General features: G+C 72.5%; 15 protein-coding genes, 1 tRNA gene and 1 pseudogene. 10 read left to right on the top strand and 7 right to left on the bottom strand.

Features of this window, described 5'->3' with window-relative positions; genetic code table 11:
- The 3 genes from PV342_RS30310 to PV342_RS30300 all read right to left on the bottom strand — a co-directional run.
- Positions 1 to 944, bottom strand: a 944-nt coding sequence (locus PV342_RS30310; RefSeq protein WP_500319455.1) for an SUKH-4 family immunity protein, incomplete at its 3' end; no start/stop codon positions are given.
- An 8-nt stretch (positions 945 to 952) separates the two neighbouring features.
- Complete coding sequence (locus PV342_RS30305) at positions 953 to 1,939, bottom strand: SMI1/KNR4 family protein (RefSeq protein WP_500319454.1); 987 nt, start codon at positions 1,937 to 1,939, stop codon at positions 953 to 955.
- 77 nt (positions 1,940 to 2,016) lie between these two features.
- Positions 2,017 to 2,685, bottom strand: coding sequence for a hypothetical protein (locus PV342_RS30300; RefSeq protein ID WP_500319453.1), 669 nt, complete (start codon positions 2,683 to 2,685; stop codon positions 2,017 to 2,019).
- A gap of 219 nt (positions 2,686 to 2,904) precedes the next feature.
- On the opposite strand from PV342_RS30300, the gene PV342_RS30295 reads away from it, so the two are divergent.
- Together PV342_RS30295 and PV342_RS30290 are read left to right on the top strand one after the other, a co-directional pair.
- Positions 2,905 to 3,399 (top strand): YwqJ-related putative deaminase, encoded by a 495-nt coding sequence (locus PV342_RS30295; protein ID WP_026251121.1) that lies wholly within the window; start codon positions 2,905 to 2,907, stop codon positions 3,397 to 3,399.
- Entirely contained in the window at positions 3,396 to 3,875 is a 480-nt protein-coding gene (locus PV342_RS30290) for an SUKH-3 domain-containing protein (protein ID WP_500319452.1), read from the top strand. The genes PV342_RS30295 and PV342_RS30290 overlap by 4 nt, the downstream gene beginning before the upstream one ends.
- Positions 3,876 to 4,096: 221 nt before the next feature.
- Here PV342_RS30290 and PV342_RS30285 read toward each other — a convergent pair whose 3' ends face one another.
- Positions 4,097 to 5,452 carry a sensor histidine kinase gene (locus tag PV342_RS30285; RefSeq protein WP_433420730.1) on the bottom strand — a complete coding sequence of 452 codons (1,356 nt, stop codon included), beginning with the start codon at positions 5,450 to 5,452 and terminating at the stop codon, positions 4,097 to 4,099.
- A 139-nt stretch (positions 5,453 to 5,591) separates the two neighbouring features.
- On the opposite strand from PV342_RS30285, the gene ppc reads away from it, so the two are divergent.
- Positions 5,592 to 8,321 (top strand): phosphoenolpyruvate carboxylase, encoded by a 2,730-nt coding sequence (ppc, locus tag PV342_RS30280; protein WP_500319451.1) that lies wholly within the window; start codon positions 5,592 to 5,594, stop codon positions 8,319 to 8,321.
- An 89-nt stretch (positions 8,322 to 8,410) separates the two neighbouring features.
- On the opposite strand, the gene PV342_RS30275 is transcribed toward ppc, so the two are convergent.
- Together PV342_RS30275 and PV342_RS30270 are read right to left on the bottom strand one after the other, a co-directional pair.
- Entirely contained in the window at positions 8,411 to 9,013 is a 603-nt protein-coding gene (locus PV342_RS30275; RefSeq protein ID WP_018559808.1) for a TetR/AcrR family transcriptional regulator, read from the bottom strand.
- Between the two features lie 76 nt (positions 9,014 to 9,089).
- Positions 9,090 to 10,079 carry an acyl-CoA desaturase gene (locus PV342_RS30270; RefSeq protein ID WP_329187431.1) on the bottom strand — a complete coding sequence of 330 codons (990 nt, stop codon included), beginning with the start codon at positions 10,077 to 10,079 and terminating at the stop codon, positions 9,090 to 9,092.
- 245 nt (positions 10,080 to 10,324) lie between these two features.
- Here PV342_RS30270 and PV342_RS30265 point away from each other — a divergent pair.
- From PV342_RS30265 to PV342_RS30235, 7 genes are all read left to right on the top strand, one after another.
- Positions 10,325 to 10,395 (top strand) — tRNA-Gln (locus PV342_RS30265).
- A gap of 107 nt (positions 10,396 to 10,502) precedes the next feature.
- A complete protein-coding gene (glmU, locus tag PV342_RS30260) occupies positions 10,503 to 11,942 on the top strand; it encodes a bifunctional UDP-N-acetylglucosamine diphosphorylase/glucosamine-1-phosphate N-acetyltransferase GlmU (protein WP_361009824.1) in 1,440 nt (479 codons plus the stop codon).
- Between the two features lie 141 nt (positions 11,943 to 12,083).
- Positions 12,084 to 13,061, top strand: coding sequence for a ribose-phosphate diphosphokinase (locus PV342_RS30255; RefSeq protein WP_361009827.1), 978 nt, complete (start codon positions 12,084 to 12,086; stop codon positions 13,059 to 13,061).
- Between the two features lie 197 nt (positions 13,062 to 13,258).
- Positions 13,259 to 13,861, top strand: coding sequence for a 50S ribosomal protein L25/general stress protein Ctc (locus PV342_RS30250; RefSeq protein ID WP_400802681.1), 603 nt, complete (start codon positions 13,259 to 13,261; stop codon positions 13,859 to 13,861).
- Between the two features lie 67 nt (positions 13,862 to 13,928).
- Complete coding sequence (gene pth / locus PV342_RS30245) at positions 13,929 to 14,531, top strand: aminoacyl-tRNA hydrolase (protein WP_018559813.1); 603 nt, start codon at positions 13,929 to 13,931, stop codon at positions 14,529 to 14,531.
- A 48-nt stretch (positions 14,532 to 14,579) separates the two neighbouring features.
- A complete protein-coding gene (locus tag PV342_RS30240; RefSeq protein WP_354797211.1) occupies positions 14,580 to 15,074 on the top strand; it encodes a hypothetical protein in 495 nt (164 codons plus the stop codon).
- Between the two features lie 155 nt (positions 15,075 to 15,229).
- Positions 15,230 to 15,976 (top strand): LPXTG cell wall anchor domain-containing protein, encoded by a 747-nt coding sequence (locus PV342_RS30235; RefSeq protein WP_500319447.1) that lies wholly within the window; start codon positions 15,230 to 15,232, stop codon positions 15,974 to 15,976.
- 66 nt (positions 15,977 to 16,042) lie between these two features.
- On the opposite strand, the pseudogene PV342_RS30230 reads toward PV342_RS30235, so the two are convergent.
- Positions 16,043 to 16,127: pseudogene (locus PV342_RS30230) on the bottom strand (glyoxalase); the annotation flags it as partial.

Here is a 16,127-nt window from a genome sequence, read left to right as displayed (position 1 = left end):
GGTGGGTGGGCTGGGGGAGCAGGGACGCGGTGTGCGGGCGGGGGCGGCGGGGGTACGGCCGGGCCCCCGAACGGCGAGGGCGGCGGTCCGGGCGGCGGGGGCGTGGCCGAGCCGCCCGGGTAGCCGTAGGCGCCGGGCCCCGGAGCCGGCGGAGGCGGGGGCGGGGCGCCCGCACCGGCGCCGGGGTGGCCGTAGCCGCCCTGCGCCCGGGGCTGCGGTAGCGGCGTCCCCGTCTCGTGCACCCCGGGCAGCCGCTCGGTGCTGGCGTCGGCGCTCGTCACCGGCAGCGGGGTGTGGGCGTCGTCCGAGTCGCTGATCGGCGGCGCGTACACGGTCGCCGGCGGCGGCACCGAGGCCCCCGCGCCATGGCTGTCGTTGGCGTCCCGCCACGCGGCGGGGGGCGGGGTCGGCGCGCCGCCGTACGGCGTCGGCATCGGCGGGGTCGGTGTCGGGACGTACGGCTGGGTGGGCGTCGACGGCCCGGGCGTGGTGACGGGAGCCGGGGCGGGCGGCGGGGCCGGGACGGTGTCGCCGGGGGCGCCTTCGGACGCGTCGCGGCGGTCGGGGATGCCGAGCCGGTCGGCAGCGTCCTGGAGCCACTGCGGCGGGCTCAGCAGGAAGGACGTCGCCTCCAGGTCGATCCGCCGGGGCTGCTCCGGCACGGCGTCCGCGACCGCCTCGGCCGCGGCGCCGTAGGTCTCCTCCCAGCGGCGGACGATCTCGCCCACCGGCAGCGCGGGCCAGAGCGTGGCCTCACCGCTGTCCCGGGCGATGACGATGCGGGTCTCCCCGTCGTCCGAGGTCGGCCCGCCGTCCCTCGGCTCGGACCAGACCACGAAGCCCCGGTCGAACTCCCGCACCCGCACCTCGCGTGCGAGGTAGGCGGGGACGTCGGCGTTGATCCACCGCTCGGCGCGCTCCTGCGCCTGCGCGAACGTGACCATGTCCTGCCTCACCCCTCCACCGGGACGGCGCGGGCGAAGCCGCCGTCGACCATCAGGTTCGCCACCGTCTCCAACTCCGGCGGGTCGCCGGCGAGCGCGGCGAGGAAGGCGTCGAAGTCCTCGCCGCAGGGCAGCAGCAGCCCGGCGGCCCGCTCCTCGGTGGAGCCGAAGGCGCCGTCGGTGTCCCGCACGTCGTCGTAAGGGCACAGCCACATCGAACCCAGGTCGGCACCGCGCGACTTCACGGCGAGCACACCGCCCTGGACGTAGGAGATCGCCAGGTAGTCCTTGGTGAGGTGGTCCCGCAGGCACTTGTTGACGTAGACGAGGTCGTTGGGGGCCGCCTCGTCCCGCACGGTGAAGAAGGGCTGGTCGATCAGGAGTCCCAGCATGGGCAGCAGGGCGACACCGTGCGGCGCGCTGCCGCCCGCCGCCTTGAGGAAGGTGCGGTACGCGCCGGGCAGCCGGTAGCCGAGCTCCTCCTCGACGTCCCGGACCTGCCGCTCGGTGACCGCGACCCCGTCCTTGCGCAGGCCGAAGTGGACCGGCCGGGTCTCCTGGAGCGGCCGGGTGCCGCGCTTGTCGTGGTCGGCGGAGGCGGTGGTGGCCAGGCCGCCGTGGTGCCGCAGCAACGACTTGACCTCGGCGGGGACCAGTTCCAGACGGCGGCTTCCGGCGACGTGGTGCCAGGTCCATCCGTGCGGCGTGGCGACGGGGGGCAGGCTGCCCCACAGCTCGTGACCGGCGGCGTGCAGCGCGGCGTTGGCCGACACGTAGTCGGTCAGCCGGAGTTCGTCGATGCCGAAGCCGTCCGGCGGCTCCGCGATCTCGGCCGCCGCGCGGGCGTACGGTGAGAAGTCGGGGAAGCCGCGCTCGTCCACGCGTACGCCCTGCGGGTGACGGGTGCGCCGCACCGGGTCCGGGAAGTGCACGATCTGACCGGCGTAGGCCGCGTTCGGTGGCGCGGCCCGATGCCCGGGCCGACCTGTCGTCATTGCCGTTGCCCCCATGCTGGATCCGGTGTTGGGCACAGCCTATGGGGTGTGGCAATAGGCGCTTCCGCTGGTTCAGGTCACTGGTGTACGGCGGCCTCGGCGAGCTTCGCGTGCTGGGCGCGCACGACGGCGAGGGGCGGTCCCCCGGGGTCTCCGGGCGGCTTGACGGTCACATAGGTGGCCGTGCTGCTCCCGGTGCGCACGACGGTGACGGTGGCGGTGCCCCGCGCGGTGTCACCGGTGTCGGTCATCACATAGGCGGCCGCCTCGTCACCGGCCGCGGGCGCCTGCGCGGGGCGGACGGCGAAGTGCCGGGTGCCTCCCTCGCCGTCGGTGGCTCCGAAGGAGCGGCACTCCTCCAGCGCGGCGGTGATCCCGCCGACGACCTCGGCCGCCTCGCCGTTCCGGTGCGCGGAGAGCAGCAGCAGGTTCAGCTCCCCGTCGCCGCCGAGCGCCCCCCGCGTGGTGACGGCGGCCGTCACCAGGGCGCCGCGCGGCCGGGCGGGGCGGCTGCTCACGGGGTCGGACAGCGGGCGGCACGCGGGCCGCTCCGCGGTGAGCGAAGCCTCCGGACCCGGCGCGCCGGGGGCCCCCGCGCCGCCTGCGACCACGTAGCCGGGCACGTCGGCGGAGGTGATCAGCGCCGCCCTCAACCGGGCCCTGGTGAGGGCCTGTTGGGCCTCCGCCGTGGAGGCACCGGCCGAATCCCGGTCGTTCCCGGCGCGCCTGTCGCTCTTTCCGTCCAAGCCGGCGCTACTATCCGTACAACCACTGGCCAACGCAAGGAGCAGCACTGCGGCAGCACATCGGACTGCGATACGCATCTCCCCACAGTGCCGTGACATCCGGCACAAAGTAAACCTCTCACCTCACAACCGACTTCCGTAACGCCTTGTCCGTTTGGCAGTCTTACGCACATAGGGGGACGTCCTCCTCGTGAGGACGGATCGGAGGGCCGTACGAAGATGCTGACGAGAGACGCCGCGGACCCGCGGCTCAACTGGGGAGCCGACGAAGCACCCGCTCCACCGGTGCTGCGCCACCGGCGCGACGGGATCCTGCCGGCGGTCGCCGCCGCGCTGTCCGTCAGGGACGAGGTCCTGACCTGCACCGGCGTCAAGGCCGACCAGCCGCCCCCGCTCCACGCGCTCGTGCAGGACGTCCTCGACACCCTCCCCGTCGCCCAGCGCGAGCGCTTCACGGGGCGATGTCCCGAGCCCGTGCTGCTGTCCCGCCACCTGACCACCGTCGACGGCGCCCGCAGCAAGCGCGCCGCGCGCAAGCCGCTCACGGCGGGCGAGGCCCGCAAGGCCCTCAAGGGCGCCAAGCTCACCGCCCGCCACATACGCGAGGACGGCGACCCCGCCCACGGCACCTACGCCCCGCCCTGCCGCTCCTGCCAGGCGCTGCTCGCGCACTTCGGTGTCCGTGCCTTCGACCCGGGAGCCGGCGCCGAATGAACTCGACCCGCTTCCCCGTCGGCGTCGACGCGGCCCTGCGCTCCGTCGGCTGGCAGCCCGGCCGCTGGGACAGCCTGCAGGCCGAGGTCTGGGCGGACACGCTCCGCGCCTACGTCTCCCCCGGCGGCCACCGCCACAGCGTCTTCCCCGCCGCCGTAGAGGCCTGGGCCGAGTTCGGCGGCCTCACCGTGCCGGCTGTCTCCGCCCCCGGCCGCCACGTCGCCCCCAGCGCGGTCCACGTGGACCCGCTCCACGGGCTGCACCTCGCGCGCACGCTCGGCGACCTGGGCCGTGCGCTCGACACGGAGGTCGCCCCGCTCGGGGAGGAGTCCGCGGGCCACGGGCAGCTCGCGATCGACGCGGAGGGCCGCGTCTACTGCGTCGACCACACCGGCGACTACTACCTGGGCCCGACCATCGACGCGGCCCTCGGCGCCCTCACGACGGGAGCGCGCCCGCACCGCCTCACGACCTGATCGCGCGCGCCCCGCACCGTGCTCGGGGGGTGCCCCTTGCGGCCCGGAGGTTGTGTGCGGGTTGGTTTGCGCCTGCGGCGGGCGTCCACTGACCGCGCCGGATGGGGGTCCCCCCGGCCGAAGGCTGGGGGAGGGAGGGCGGGCGGGGAAACAGCCCGCCGCAGGCGCAACCAACCCGCACACGAGCAACCGGCCCGCACAGACGACCCCGGGTCGTACCGCTACGCGGGAAGCATCGCGGAGACGCGGAACCCGCCCTCGTGCGTCGTGCCGGCGGCGAACCCCCCGCCCAGCGCGGTGACGCGCTCCTTCATGCCGACCAGCCCGTTGCCCCCGCTGGGCAGCACCAGCGCGGGCGCACCGTCGGAGGGCCCGTTCTGCACCAGGACCGCGACCTCCGCCTCGCGGTAGGCGAGACGGATGCGGGCCCGCGCACCGGGCGCGTGCTTGTGCACGTTGGTGAGCGCCTCCTGCACGACGCGGTAGACCGTGGCCTCGACCCGCGCCGCCAGCGGACGCTCCTCCCCCTCGACCGTGAGCTCGACGTCCATCCCGGCCGCCCGCGACTCGTCGAGCAGCCCCCGGAGCTCGGCCAGGCACGGCCCCTGCTCGTCCTCCTCCGCCTCGGCTGCCGCAGCCGGCCCCGCGGGCGCAATCGTTTCCGCAGCGGCCGCCACACGAACCACCGACGCCGCCGACACGGACGCCGCGGGCGACGCCGCCCGCGCCGCCGTCGCGGGCTCCGCCCGCAGGACGCCCAGCATCTCGCGCAGTTCGTCGAGCGCCTGGCGCCCCATGTCCCCGAGGAGCTGCGCGCTGGCCGAGGCCTTCTCGGGGTCCTTGACTGCGATCGCCTGGAGGGCGGCCGCGTGCACGACCATGAGACTCACCCGGTGCGCGACGACGTCGTGCATCTCGCGCGCGATGCGGGTGCGCTCCTCCATGCGGGCGCGCTCCGCGGAGCTCGTGGCCGTCTCGGCGAGCAGCGACAGTTCCCGCTCCAGGCCGTCCGCCCGTTCGCGCAGGCTCTCCACCAGCCGGCGCCGGGCGCCGACGTACAGGCCGAGCAGCACCGGCGGCGCGGTGACGCCGACCGCCGCGAGCACGGAGGTGAGGGCGACCACGGCCAGCGGCGCGTGGTAGGCCGCCGCGCCGAGGTCACCGTGCATCTCCAGGAAGGTGACGATCAGCATGCCGAGCATCGTCATCCCCGACAGCACGGCGATGATCCGCCGCGGCACGTCGGAGGCGGCCAAGGTGTAGAGGCCGACGATGCTGAGCAGGATGCCCATCTGGGCGGGCGTGACGGCGATGGAGACCAGGACGACCAGGACCGGCCAACGCCTGCGGAGCACCAGGACCGAGCCGACCAGGAGACCGAACAGACCGGTGACGACAGGGGATATCCCGGTCTTCTCCGCGAAGGCCGCGCCTTCCAGGAGGCATTCCACGGCCGAGACGAAGGCCAGGGAGACGTCGAGCACCATGCTGCGCCGCCTGGGCCACCACCACGGCCCGGCGGCCCCCCGGCTTCGTCCGCCGGCCCCGTCCGGTACGTACTCCCCCGTCGTACTCATACGGCCCAGCCTAGACGCGACGGTGTCCGCCTGGCGGTCAGCCCCGGTCCGGGGAGCGGCCCGGATCTATCCTTGTGCCGTCGGACAGCGCGGTCCGGACAATGCCGCCGACCATTCCACTGCACGAGGAGCCGCACCTGTGAGCAGCGCCGACAACACCACCGGCAGCGCCCCCCTCCGCGCGGACATCCGCCGCCTGGGAGACATCCTCGGCGGGACGCTCGTACGGCAGGAGGGCCCGGAGCTCCTCGATCTGGTCGAGAGGGTGCGGGCGCTGACCCGCAGCGACGGCGAGGCCGCCGCCGCCCTGCTCGGCGAGACCGATCTGGAGACCGCGGCCAAGCTGGTACGGGCGTTCTCCACCTACTTCCATCTCGCGAACGTCACCGAGCAGGTGCACCGAGGCCGTGAGCTGCGGTCCCGCCGGGCGGCCGACGGCGGGCTGCTGGCCCGTACGGCCGACCTGCTCAAGGACGCCGACCCCGAGCACCTGCGCCAGACGGTGCGCAACCTCAACGTGCGTCCGGTCTTCACCGCCCACCCGACCGAGGCGGCCCGGCGCAGCGTGCTGAACAAGCTGCGGGTGATCGCCGCCCTGCTGGACGAGTCCGGTGCGGCGGGCGGGGACCGCCGCCGCGACGACCTGCGGCTGGCCGAGAACATCGACCTGCTCTGGCAGACCGACGAACTGCGGGTCGTACGTCCCGAGCCCGCCGACGAGGCGCGCAACGCCATCTACTACCTCGACGAACTGCACGCCGGCGCGGTCGGCGACGTACTGGAGGACCTGGCGGTCGAGCTGGAGCGGGTCGGTGTGCCCCTGCCCGCGGAGACCCGTCCGCTGACCTTCGGCACATGGATCGGCGGCGACCGGGACGGCAACCCCAATGTGACCCCGCAGGTCACCTGGGACGTGCTGATCCTGCAGCACGAGCACGGCATCACCGACGCCCTGGAGCTGGTCGACGACCTGCGCGCGGCGCTGTCCAACTCGATCCGCAACTCCGGCGCTTCGCCCGAGCTGCTGGCCGACCTGGAGCAGGACCTGCAGCGGCTGCCGGAGATCAGCCCCCGCTACAAGCGGCTGAACGCGGAGGAGCCCTACCGCCTCAAGGCCACCTGCATCCGGCAGAAGCTGCTCAACACCCGGGACCGGCTGGCCGGCGGCACGCCGCACGTGCCGGGCCGGGACTACCTGGGCACCGGCGGCCTCCTGGCCGATCTGCGTCTGCTGCAGGACTCGCTGCGCGCCAACCGCGGCGAGCTGATCGCCGACGGCCGGCTGGACCGCACCATCCGCACGCTCGCCGCCTTCGGCCTGCAACTGGCCACGATGGACGTGCGGGAGCACGCCGACGCCCACCACCACGCCCTCGGCCAGCTCTTCGACCGGCTGGGCGAGGAGTCCTGGCGGTACGCGGACATGCCGCGGGACTACCGGCGCAGGCTGCTCGCCAAGGAGCTGCGCTCGCGGCGTCCGCTGGCGCCGTCCCCGGCGCCGCTGGACGCGGCGGGGGCGAAGACGCTGGGCGTCTTCCACACGGTGCGGGAGGCCTTCGAGCGGTTCGGGCCGGAGGTCGTCGAGTCGTACATCATCTCGATGTGCCTGGGCTCCGACGACGTCTTCGCGGCGGCGGTGCTGGCCCGTGAGGCCGGGCTGGTCGACCTCCACGCGGGGGTCGCCAAGATCGGCATCGTGCCGCTGCTGGAGACCACCGACGAGCTGAAGGTGGCCGACAAGCTGCTCGACGAGATGCTCTCCGACCCCTCCTACCGCAAGCTCGTCTCGCTCCGCGGCGACGTGCAGGAGGTCATGCTCGGCTACAGCGACTCGTCCAAGTTCGGCGGCATCACCACCTCGCAGTGGGAGATCCACCGGGCGCAGCGGCGGCTGCGCGACGTCGCGCACCGGCACGGCGTGCGGCTGCGGCTCTTCCACGGCCGCGGCGGCACCGTCGGCCGGGGCGGCGGCCCGACGCACGACGCGATCCTGGCGCAGCCCTGGGGCACGCTGGAGGGCGAGATCAAGGTGACCGAGCAGGGCGAGGTCATCTCCGACAAGTACCTGATCCCGTCCCTGGCGAGGGAGAACCTGGAACTGACGGTCGCGGCCACGCTGCAGGCCTCGGCGCTGCACACCGCGCCCCGCCAGTCCGAGGAGGCGCTGTCGCGCTGGGACGCGGCGATGGACGTGGTCTCCGACGCCGCGCACGGCGCGTACCGGCGGCTGGTGGAGGACCCGGACCTGCCGGCGTACTTCTTCGCCTCCACCCCGGTCGACCAGCTGGCCGAGCTGCACCTGGGCTCGCGCCCCTCGCGCCGCCCGGACAGCGGGGCGGGCCTGGACGGGCTGCGGGCCATCCCGTGGGTGTTCGGCTGGACGCAGTCGCGGCAGATCGTGCCGGGCTGGTTCGGCGTCGGCTCGGGCCTGAAGGCCGCCCGCGAGGCGGGCCGGGAGGCCGACATCGCCGAGGCGTACGAGCAGTGGCACTTCTTCCGGAACTTCCTGTCCAACGTCGAGATGACGCTGGCCAAGACGGACCTGCGGATCGCCGGGCACTACGTCGGCACCCTGGTGCCCGACGAGCTCAAGCACGTGTTCGACGTCATCAAGGCCGAGCACGAGCTGACGGTCGCCGAGGTGCTGCGGATCACCGGTGAGGCGGAGCTGCTGGACGCGCAGCCGGTGCTGCAGCAGACCTTCCGGATCCGGGACGCCTACCTGGACCCGATCTCGTACCTGCAGGTGGCACTGCTGCACCGGCAGCGCGAGGCCGCCGCCCGCGGCGAGGAGCCCGACCCGCTGCTCGCCCGCGCGCTGCTGCTGACGGTCAACGGCGTGGCGGCGGGCCTGCGCAACACCGGCTGAGACCTGCCGCGCACACGCGAGGGCGGTGCCTCCCCGCGGGGAGGCACCGCCCTCGCGTGTGCGCAGGGAGCGGGGGGCGGGGGGCGGGGTCAGTTCTTGCGGTGGCCGATCAGCCGGGGCCTGGGTTCGAGGCCGGAGAGCCCGTTCCAGGAGAGGTTCACCAGGTGGGCGGCGACCTCCGCCTTCTTGGGCTTCTGGGCGTCGAGCCACCACTGCCCGGTGAGCGCCACCATGCCGACCAGCGCCTGCGCGTAGAGCGGGGCGAGCTTGGCGTCGAAGCCGCGCTGCTTGAACTCCATGCCCAGGATGTCCTCCACCTGGGTGGCGATGTCGCTGATCAGCGAGGCGAAGGTGCCGGTCGACTGGGCGACCGGCGAGTCCCGTACGAGGATCCGGAAGCCGTCGGTGTACTGCTCGATGTAGTCCAGCAGCGCGAAGGCGGCCTGTTCCAGCAGTTCGCGCGGATGGCCGCCGGTGAGGGCACCGGTGACCATGTCCAGCAGGCACCGCATCTCGCGGTCCACGACGACGGCGTAGAGGCCTTCCTTGCCGCCGAAGTGCTCGTACACCACGGGCTTGGACACACCCGCCTTGTGCGCGATCTCCTCGACGGAGGTGCCCTCGAAACCGCGTTCGGCGAAGAGCGTGCGCCCCACGTCGAGGAGTTGCTCGCGGCGCTCCTTGCCCGTCATGCGGACCCGCCGGGTACGCCGCGACGGCGCACCCTCGCTGCCCCTGCTGCTGCTTCTGCCGTCGCTCACCCGTCAATCATGCCGCTTCGCCGACGCTCTCCTTGCGGCGGGCCGCGATCCGGTCAGCGGTCGGCCACCGTACGTCACTGGCCCAGCCGAGGAGTTCGAACCAGCGGATGATGCGGGCGCTGGAGTCGATCTGGCCGCGGAGCACTCCGTGCCGGGCGGACGTGGGGTCGGCGTGGTGCAGGTTGTGCCAGGACTCGCCGCAGGACAGCACGGCCAGCCACCAGACGTTGCCGGACTTGTCGCGGGAGCGGAAGGGGCGCTTGCCGACCGCGTGGCAGATCGAGTTGATCGACCAGGTGACGTGGTGCAGCAGGGCCACACGGACCAGGGAGCCCCAGAAGAAGGCGGTCGCGGCGCCGGTCCAGGACATCGTCGCCAGGCCGCCGATCAGCGGCGGGAGCAGCAGGGAGATGGTCGTCCACAGCCAGAAGTCCCGGCTGATCCGGCGGATCGCGGGGTCCTTGATCAGGTCGGGGGCGTACTTCTGCTGGGGGGTCTGCTCCTCGTCGAACATCCACCCCATGTGGGCCCACCACAGGCCCTTGAGCAGGGCGGGGACGGTCTCGCCGTACCGCCAGGGGCTGTGTGGGTCGCCGTCGGCGTCGGAGAACCTGTGGTGCTTGCGGTGGTCGGCGACCCAGCGCACGATCGGCCCCTCGACGGCCATCGAGCCGGCGATGGCCAGGGCGATCTTCAACGGGCGGTTGGCCTTGAACGAGCCGTGGGTGAAGTGGCGGTGGAAGCCGATGGTGATGCCGTGGCAGCCGAGGTAGTACATCCCCACCATCAGGCCGAGGTCGAGCCAGCTCAGGCCCCATCCCCACGCGAGCGGGATCGCCGCGACGAGGGCGAGGAAGGGGATGCCGATGAAGAGTCCGAGGGTGATCTGCTCGAGTGACTGCTTCTTGTCAGCACCGAGAGTGGCGCGGGGAAGCGGGGCCCCGTCGCCGGCCCCGGGTTCCGGGGCCTCGGTGATCACGTCGGTCTGTGTGGTCATGGTGGTCCCTCAATGAAAGTCGGGGGCTACGCCACCGTAACTTACGGCTTCGTAAGTATGGCAGCGCCGAGTGAAGGCCGAACAGAGCGCGCGTGTCGGCGGGAATGCGGCTCTTGGCACATGTACCCATGTTTGGGGAGGGGAAGTGCCGATCTTTCTCGTCGCATTGGAGGCGGTCGGTGCGGCATAGTGGTGGGGGCCGAACGGGCACCCTGACGGGTTGTCCTGTTCGGGAGGAGTTTCCATCCGCTGTGGTGTAACGGCAGCACTGAGGGTTTTGGTCCCTTAAGTCCGGGTTCGAATCCTGGCAGCGGAGCACGGACCGAGGGGTCGCGGCAACCGTCGCGACCCTTCCGCGTTCACCGCCCGAAACGCCCCGGTATCCTTCGGGTGACCTTCACCCGACGCCGAGGAGCCCGTTCCGTGAGCGCCCACCGCCCGGCCGCCGTCATCGTTCTCGCCGCGGGTGAGGGCACCCGCATGAAGTCGGCAACCCCCAAAGTCCTGCACGCGATCAGTGGCCGGTCCCTGGTCGGACACGTCGTGGCCGCGGCCCGCGCCCTCGAGCCCGAGCACCTGCTGGTCGTCGTCGGCCACGCCCGCGAGCAGGTGACGGCCCACCTGGCCGGGGCCGACGCCGCGGTCCGCACCGCCGTGCAGTACGAACAGAACGGCACCGGCCACGCGGTCCGGGCCGGCCTGGCGGAACTCCCGGAGCTGACCGGCACGGTGGTGATCACCGCGGGCGACACCCCCCTGCTCACCCCGGACACCCTGCGCGCGCTGGTCGAGGCCCACACGGCCGACGGCAACGCCGTCACCGTGCTGACCGCCGAGGTGCCCGACCCGACCGGCTACGGCCGCATCGTCCGCGGCGCCGACGGCTCGGTGCTGGCGATCGTCGAGCAGAAGGACGCCACCGACGAGCAGCGGGCCCTGCGCGAGATCAACTCCGGGGTGTTCGCGTTCGACGCGCGGCTGCTCGCGGAGGCGCTGGCCAAGGTGACCACCGACAACGCCCAGGGCGAGGAGTACCTCACCGACACCCTCGGCATACTGCGCGAGGCCGGCCATCGCGTCGGCGCCTCGGTCGCCGAGGACCACCGCGAGATCGCCGGCATCAACAACCGCGTGCAGCTCGCCGAGGCCCGCCGCATCCTCAACGACCGCCTGCTGCGCCGGGCGATGCTGGAGGGTGCGACGATCATGGACCCGGCGTCGACCTGGGTGGACGTCACGGTGGAGTTCGAGCCCGACACCCTCGTGCTGCCGAACACCCAGCTGTACGGCGCGACCCGGATCGCCTCGGGCGCCGAGGTCGGCCCCAACTGCACGCTGACCGACACCCTCGTCGGTCCCGGCGCCACGGTGAGCAACACCGTGGCCGTCGAGGCGGAGATCGGCGAGGCCGCCACGGTCGGCCCGTACGCCTACCTGCGCCCGGGCACCAGGCTCGGCCCGAAGTCCAAGGCCGGCACCTACGTCGAGATGAAGAACGCCACCGTCGGCGAGGGCACCAAGGTCCCGCACCTGTCCTACGTCGGTGACGCGACGATCGGCGAGTACACCAACATCGGCGCCGCCAGCGTCTTCGTCAACTACGACGGGCAGGCCAAGCACCACACGACGATCGGCTCGCACTGCCGCACCGGCTCCGACAACATGTTCGTGGCGCCCGTCACAGTCGGGGACGGCGCCTACACCGCGGCGGGCTCCGTGATCACCAAGGACGTACCGGCCGGTTCGCTCGCCGTCGCACGCGGCCAGCAGCGCAACATCGAAGGCTGGGTGGCCAGGAAGCGGCCCGGCAGCGCCGCCGCCCACGCCGCCGAACAGGCCCACCAGGCAGCCCCGGAGGCCTGACCGGCGACGGAGCGGCGAAGGCAGTGGCCTTCCCCACGTGCGCGGTTGCTCCGGCCAGCGCGTACCGTGTGAGGTGCACAGAATTTCGCCAGCTCCCCTGACCGAAGGCGAAGCTGCGTTGAACACCAAGGAGACGGTGCAGTGACCGGGATCAAGACGACCGGTGAGAAGAAGCTGATGCTCTTCTCCGGCCGCGCACACCCCGAGCTCGCGGAGGAGGTGGCACGTGAGCTGGGCGTCAACCTTGTGCCGACGAAGGCCTTCGACTTCGCGAACGGTGAGATCTACGTCCGTTTCGAGGAGTCGGCGCGCGGCTCGGACGCCTTCGTGATCCAGAGCCACACCGCCCCCATCAACAAGTGGATCATGGAGCAGTTGATCATGATCGACGCGCTGAAGCGGGCCTCCGCCAAGCGCATCACCGTGGTCGTGCCCTTCTACGGCTACGCCCGCCAGGACAAGAAGCACCGCGGCCGTGAGCCGATCTCGGCCCGCATGGTCGCCGACCTGCTGAAGACCGCGGGCGCCGACCGGATCCTCACCGTCGACCTGCACACCGACCAGATCCAGGGCTTCTTCGACGGCCCGGTGGACCACCTGTTCGCGCTGCCGATCCTGGCGGACTACGTGGGCGCCAAGGTCGACCGCTCGAAGCTGACCGTCGTCTCCCCCGACGCCGGCCGGGTGCGCGTGGCCGACCGCTGGTGCGACCGCCTGGGCGCGCCGCTGGCCATCGTCCACAAGCGGCGCGACCCTGACGTCGCCAACCAGGTCACCGTGCACGAGGTGGTCGGTGACGTGCGCGGCCGCATCTGCGTCCTGGTGGACGACATGATCGACACCGGTGGCACCATCTGCGCCGCGGCGGACGCCCTGTTCGCCAACGGCGCCGAGGACGTCATCGTGACCGCCACCCACGGCGTCCTGTCCGGCCCGGCCGCGGACCGGCTGAAGAACTCCAAGGTGAGCGAGTTCGTCTTCACCGACACCCTGCCGACGCCGGGTGAGCTGGACCTCGACAAGATCACGGTGCTGTCGATCGCGCCGACGATCGCCAACGCGGTCCGCGAGGTCTTCGAGGACGGCTCCGTGACGAGCCTGTTCGAGGACGCGCACTGATCACGCGCACCGCGTACTGATCGATTTCCGGGGCGGCCTCCCCGCCGGGTAGACTCTGCGAGTTGCTCGGCGAGGGAGGCCGTCCGCGTTTGCGCGGCTGACTCCGTTATCGACGCGCTCCTCGTAAGTGGAACGGCCCGTCGTGGGCTGGGCGACCGAATGAATTTCCCGTCGTCATCACGAGGAGTGTGATCACCGTGTCCGAGGTCAAGATCTCCGCACAGCTGCGCAGCGAGTTCGGCAAGGGCGCCGCCCGTCGCGTCCGCCGCGCCAACCTGGTCCCCGGCGTCATCTACGGCCACGGCCAGGACCCCAAGCACGTCACCCTGCCGGGTCACGAGCTGCTGCTCGCGCTGCGTACCCCCAACGTCCTGATCAGCCTGGACATCGAGGGTGACAGCACCGAGCTGGTCATCCCCAAGGCCGTGCAGCGCGACCCGCTGAAGGGCTTCCTGGAGCACGTCGACCTGCTCGCGGTCAAGCGCGGCGAGAAGGTCACCGTCGAGATCGTGGTCAGCACCGAGGGCGAGCTCGCCCCCGGCGGCAACCTGCTCGAGCACGTGCTCAACACCCTGCCGGTCGAGGCCGAGGCGACCCACATCCCCGACGGCGTGACCGTCTCCGTCGAGGGCCTGGAGGCCGGCGCCTCCGTCCTCGCCAAGGACATCCCGCTCCCGAAGGGCACCACCCTGGCCATCGACGAGGACGCCGTCGTGCTCCAGGTCGTCGCCGCCCAGGTCGAGGCTCCCGCCGAGGGCGAGGGTGAGGCCGAGGGCGAGGCCGCCGAGGCCGCCGAGTAGTCACGGCAGCACCGCGGTTCCCGGCCGCCGCCCCGCTCCGCAAGGAGCGGGGCGGCGGTCCTGTTGAATGGACGTCATGAGCATGAGCGCAGCGGAAAGCGCCCCCGAGGGGCCCTGGCTGGTGGCCGGTCTGGGCAACCCCGGACCCGAGTACGCCGGCAACCGGCACAACATCGGCTTCATGGTCGCCGATCTGCTCGCCGAGAGGATCGGCGGGCGGTTCAAGACCCACAAGAGCCGGTCCCAGGTCGTCGAGGGACGGGTCGGCGGCCGCCGCGTCGTGCTGGCCAAGCCGATGACGTACATGAACCTCTCCGGCGGCCCGGTGACGGCGCTGCGCGACTTCTACAAGATTCCGCCCGGCAACCTCGTCGCGGTGCACGACGAGCTGGACATCGACTACGCCACCCTGCGCCTGAAGAAGGGCGGCGGTGACAACGGCCACAACGGCCTGAAGTCGATCACCAAGTCCCTCGGCCCCGACTATCTGCGGGTGCGCTGCGGCATCGGCCGCCCACCGGGGCGGATGCAGGTCGCCGACTTCGTCCTCAAGGACTTCTCCTCGGCCGAGCGCAAGGAACTCGAGTGGTTCGTGGACCGCGCGGCCGACGCGGTCGAGACGCTCATCTGCGACGGGCTGGAGAGGGCGCAGGGCACCTACAACGGTTGACCATCGAAAGGTTGACCGAGTGCCACGCAATGGCCAAGGATCGCCCGCATGGTCAAACGGAGTCTCGCCCGCCGCACCGCCGAGAGCGCCTGGGGGCTGCTGCTGGTCGGCCGCATCGTCCTGCTGAGCGCGCTGGTCCTGTTGATGCTGGCGGCCGGGGTGTGGACCTCGTGGAAGACCGCCCAGCACGTCATGCTCACCAAGGGCCGCGAGCAGGGCACGATGACGGTCTCCGCCTGTGGCGCCGACACCTGCACCGGCCCCTTCGTGCCCAAGGGCCTCGGCTCCGTCCGCGGGAAGGTGACGATCGACAAGGCGGTCACCCACCGCGCCGGTGAGCGGATACCGGTGGCGGTGAAGCCCGGCACCGACGACGTGGTGCGCGGCGGACTCGCCGGCGTGCTGCACGCCTGGGTCCCGCTGGGCGGCGCCCTCCTGCTCGCCGCCCTGGTCCTGGCCGGCGGTCTGCGCTGGCCGCGCACCGCCTGGACCGCCGCCGCGGCGGGCGCCGCACTCCTGGGGGCCGCCTTCCTCACCCTGTGAAGGTGCGTGGCTCGATTGTTACCCCGGGATCTATGGGGCAGTCGTGACGTGGTGGGACCAATGGGACCGGAGTTTATTGACTCCGGGGTGAACGCCGGTGGAATCTGGCCACCTCCCCCCGCATTCCGTCTTTCACACCCTCAGGTGGTATGCCCATGCGCGCCCTCATCCCGGCGTCCGCGGCGACGGTGGCCCTGGCAGCGTCCGTGCTGTTCGCCCCCGCCGCCCTCGCGCACAACGCCCCCGGCGACAACGGCAATGTGAAGATCCACGACGCGAAGACCGGCGAGGAACTCCACAGGAACGAGCCGCACGTCTGCACCTTCTACCTCGACGGCTTCCGCTTCGACGGTGCCCAGAAGGCCGAGTGGCACATCGAACGGTGGTCCCCGACCGACGGCGACAAGGGCGAGACGGTGAAGTCCGGCTCGCTGACGCTCGACGGTTCCGGCCACGAGCGCACGGAGGACCTCGCGCTCCCGGACGGCCACTACAAGCTCTTCTGGAACTTCGACGGGGAGCACGGCCGGGCCAAGCACAAGGTCTTCTGGGTCGACTGCACGGACAGCGGCGGCGGGAACGGCGGCACAGGGACGCCGACGCCCGGCTCCCCGTCCGCCTCGCAGTCCCCCTCCGGCTCCGCTTCGCCGTCCGCCTCGACCCCCGGTGGCGGTGAGCAGCCGGGCGGCTCGGCCTCCGCGACCGCCGCCCCGTCCGCCACGGACACCGCCGCCGCCGGCTCCGGCGGCTCCTCCGGCTCCGGCGGCTCCTCCGGCTCGGAGAGCGGCGGCCTCGCCGAGACCGGCGCGCAGGTCGGCGGCATCACCCTCGGCGCGCTGCTGCTGGTGGGCGCGGGGGCCGTGCTGGTGACGCGCCGCCGCAAGGGTGCCGGACAGCACTGACCGGACCGTGGCACCGACCGGCGGCGCCGGCCCCCCGCGAGAAGGGGGGCCGGCGCCGCCGGTGTGTCACGCCGCGTCGACGGGTTCCAGGAACTCCAGGCGGTTGCCGAACGGGTCGTCGGTGTGGAAGCGGCGGTGGCCCGGGAGGTCG

It is taken from the genome of Streptomyces sp. PA03-3a (genome assembly GCF_033792735.1).
Lineage (GTDB): Bacteria > Actinomycetota > Actinomycetes > Streptomycetales > Streptomycetaceae > Actinacidiphila.
The sequence above is the reverse complement of the archived record's forward strand: the minus strand, read 5'-3'. Positions and strand labels throughout refer to the sequence as shown.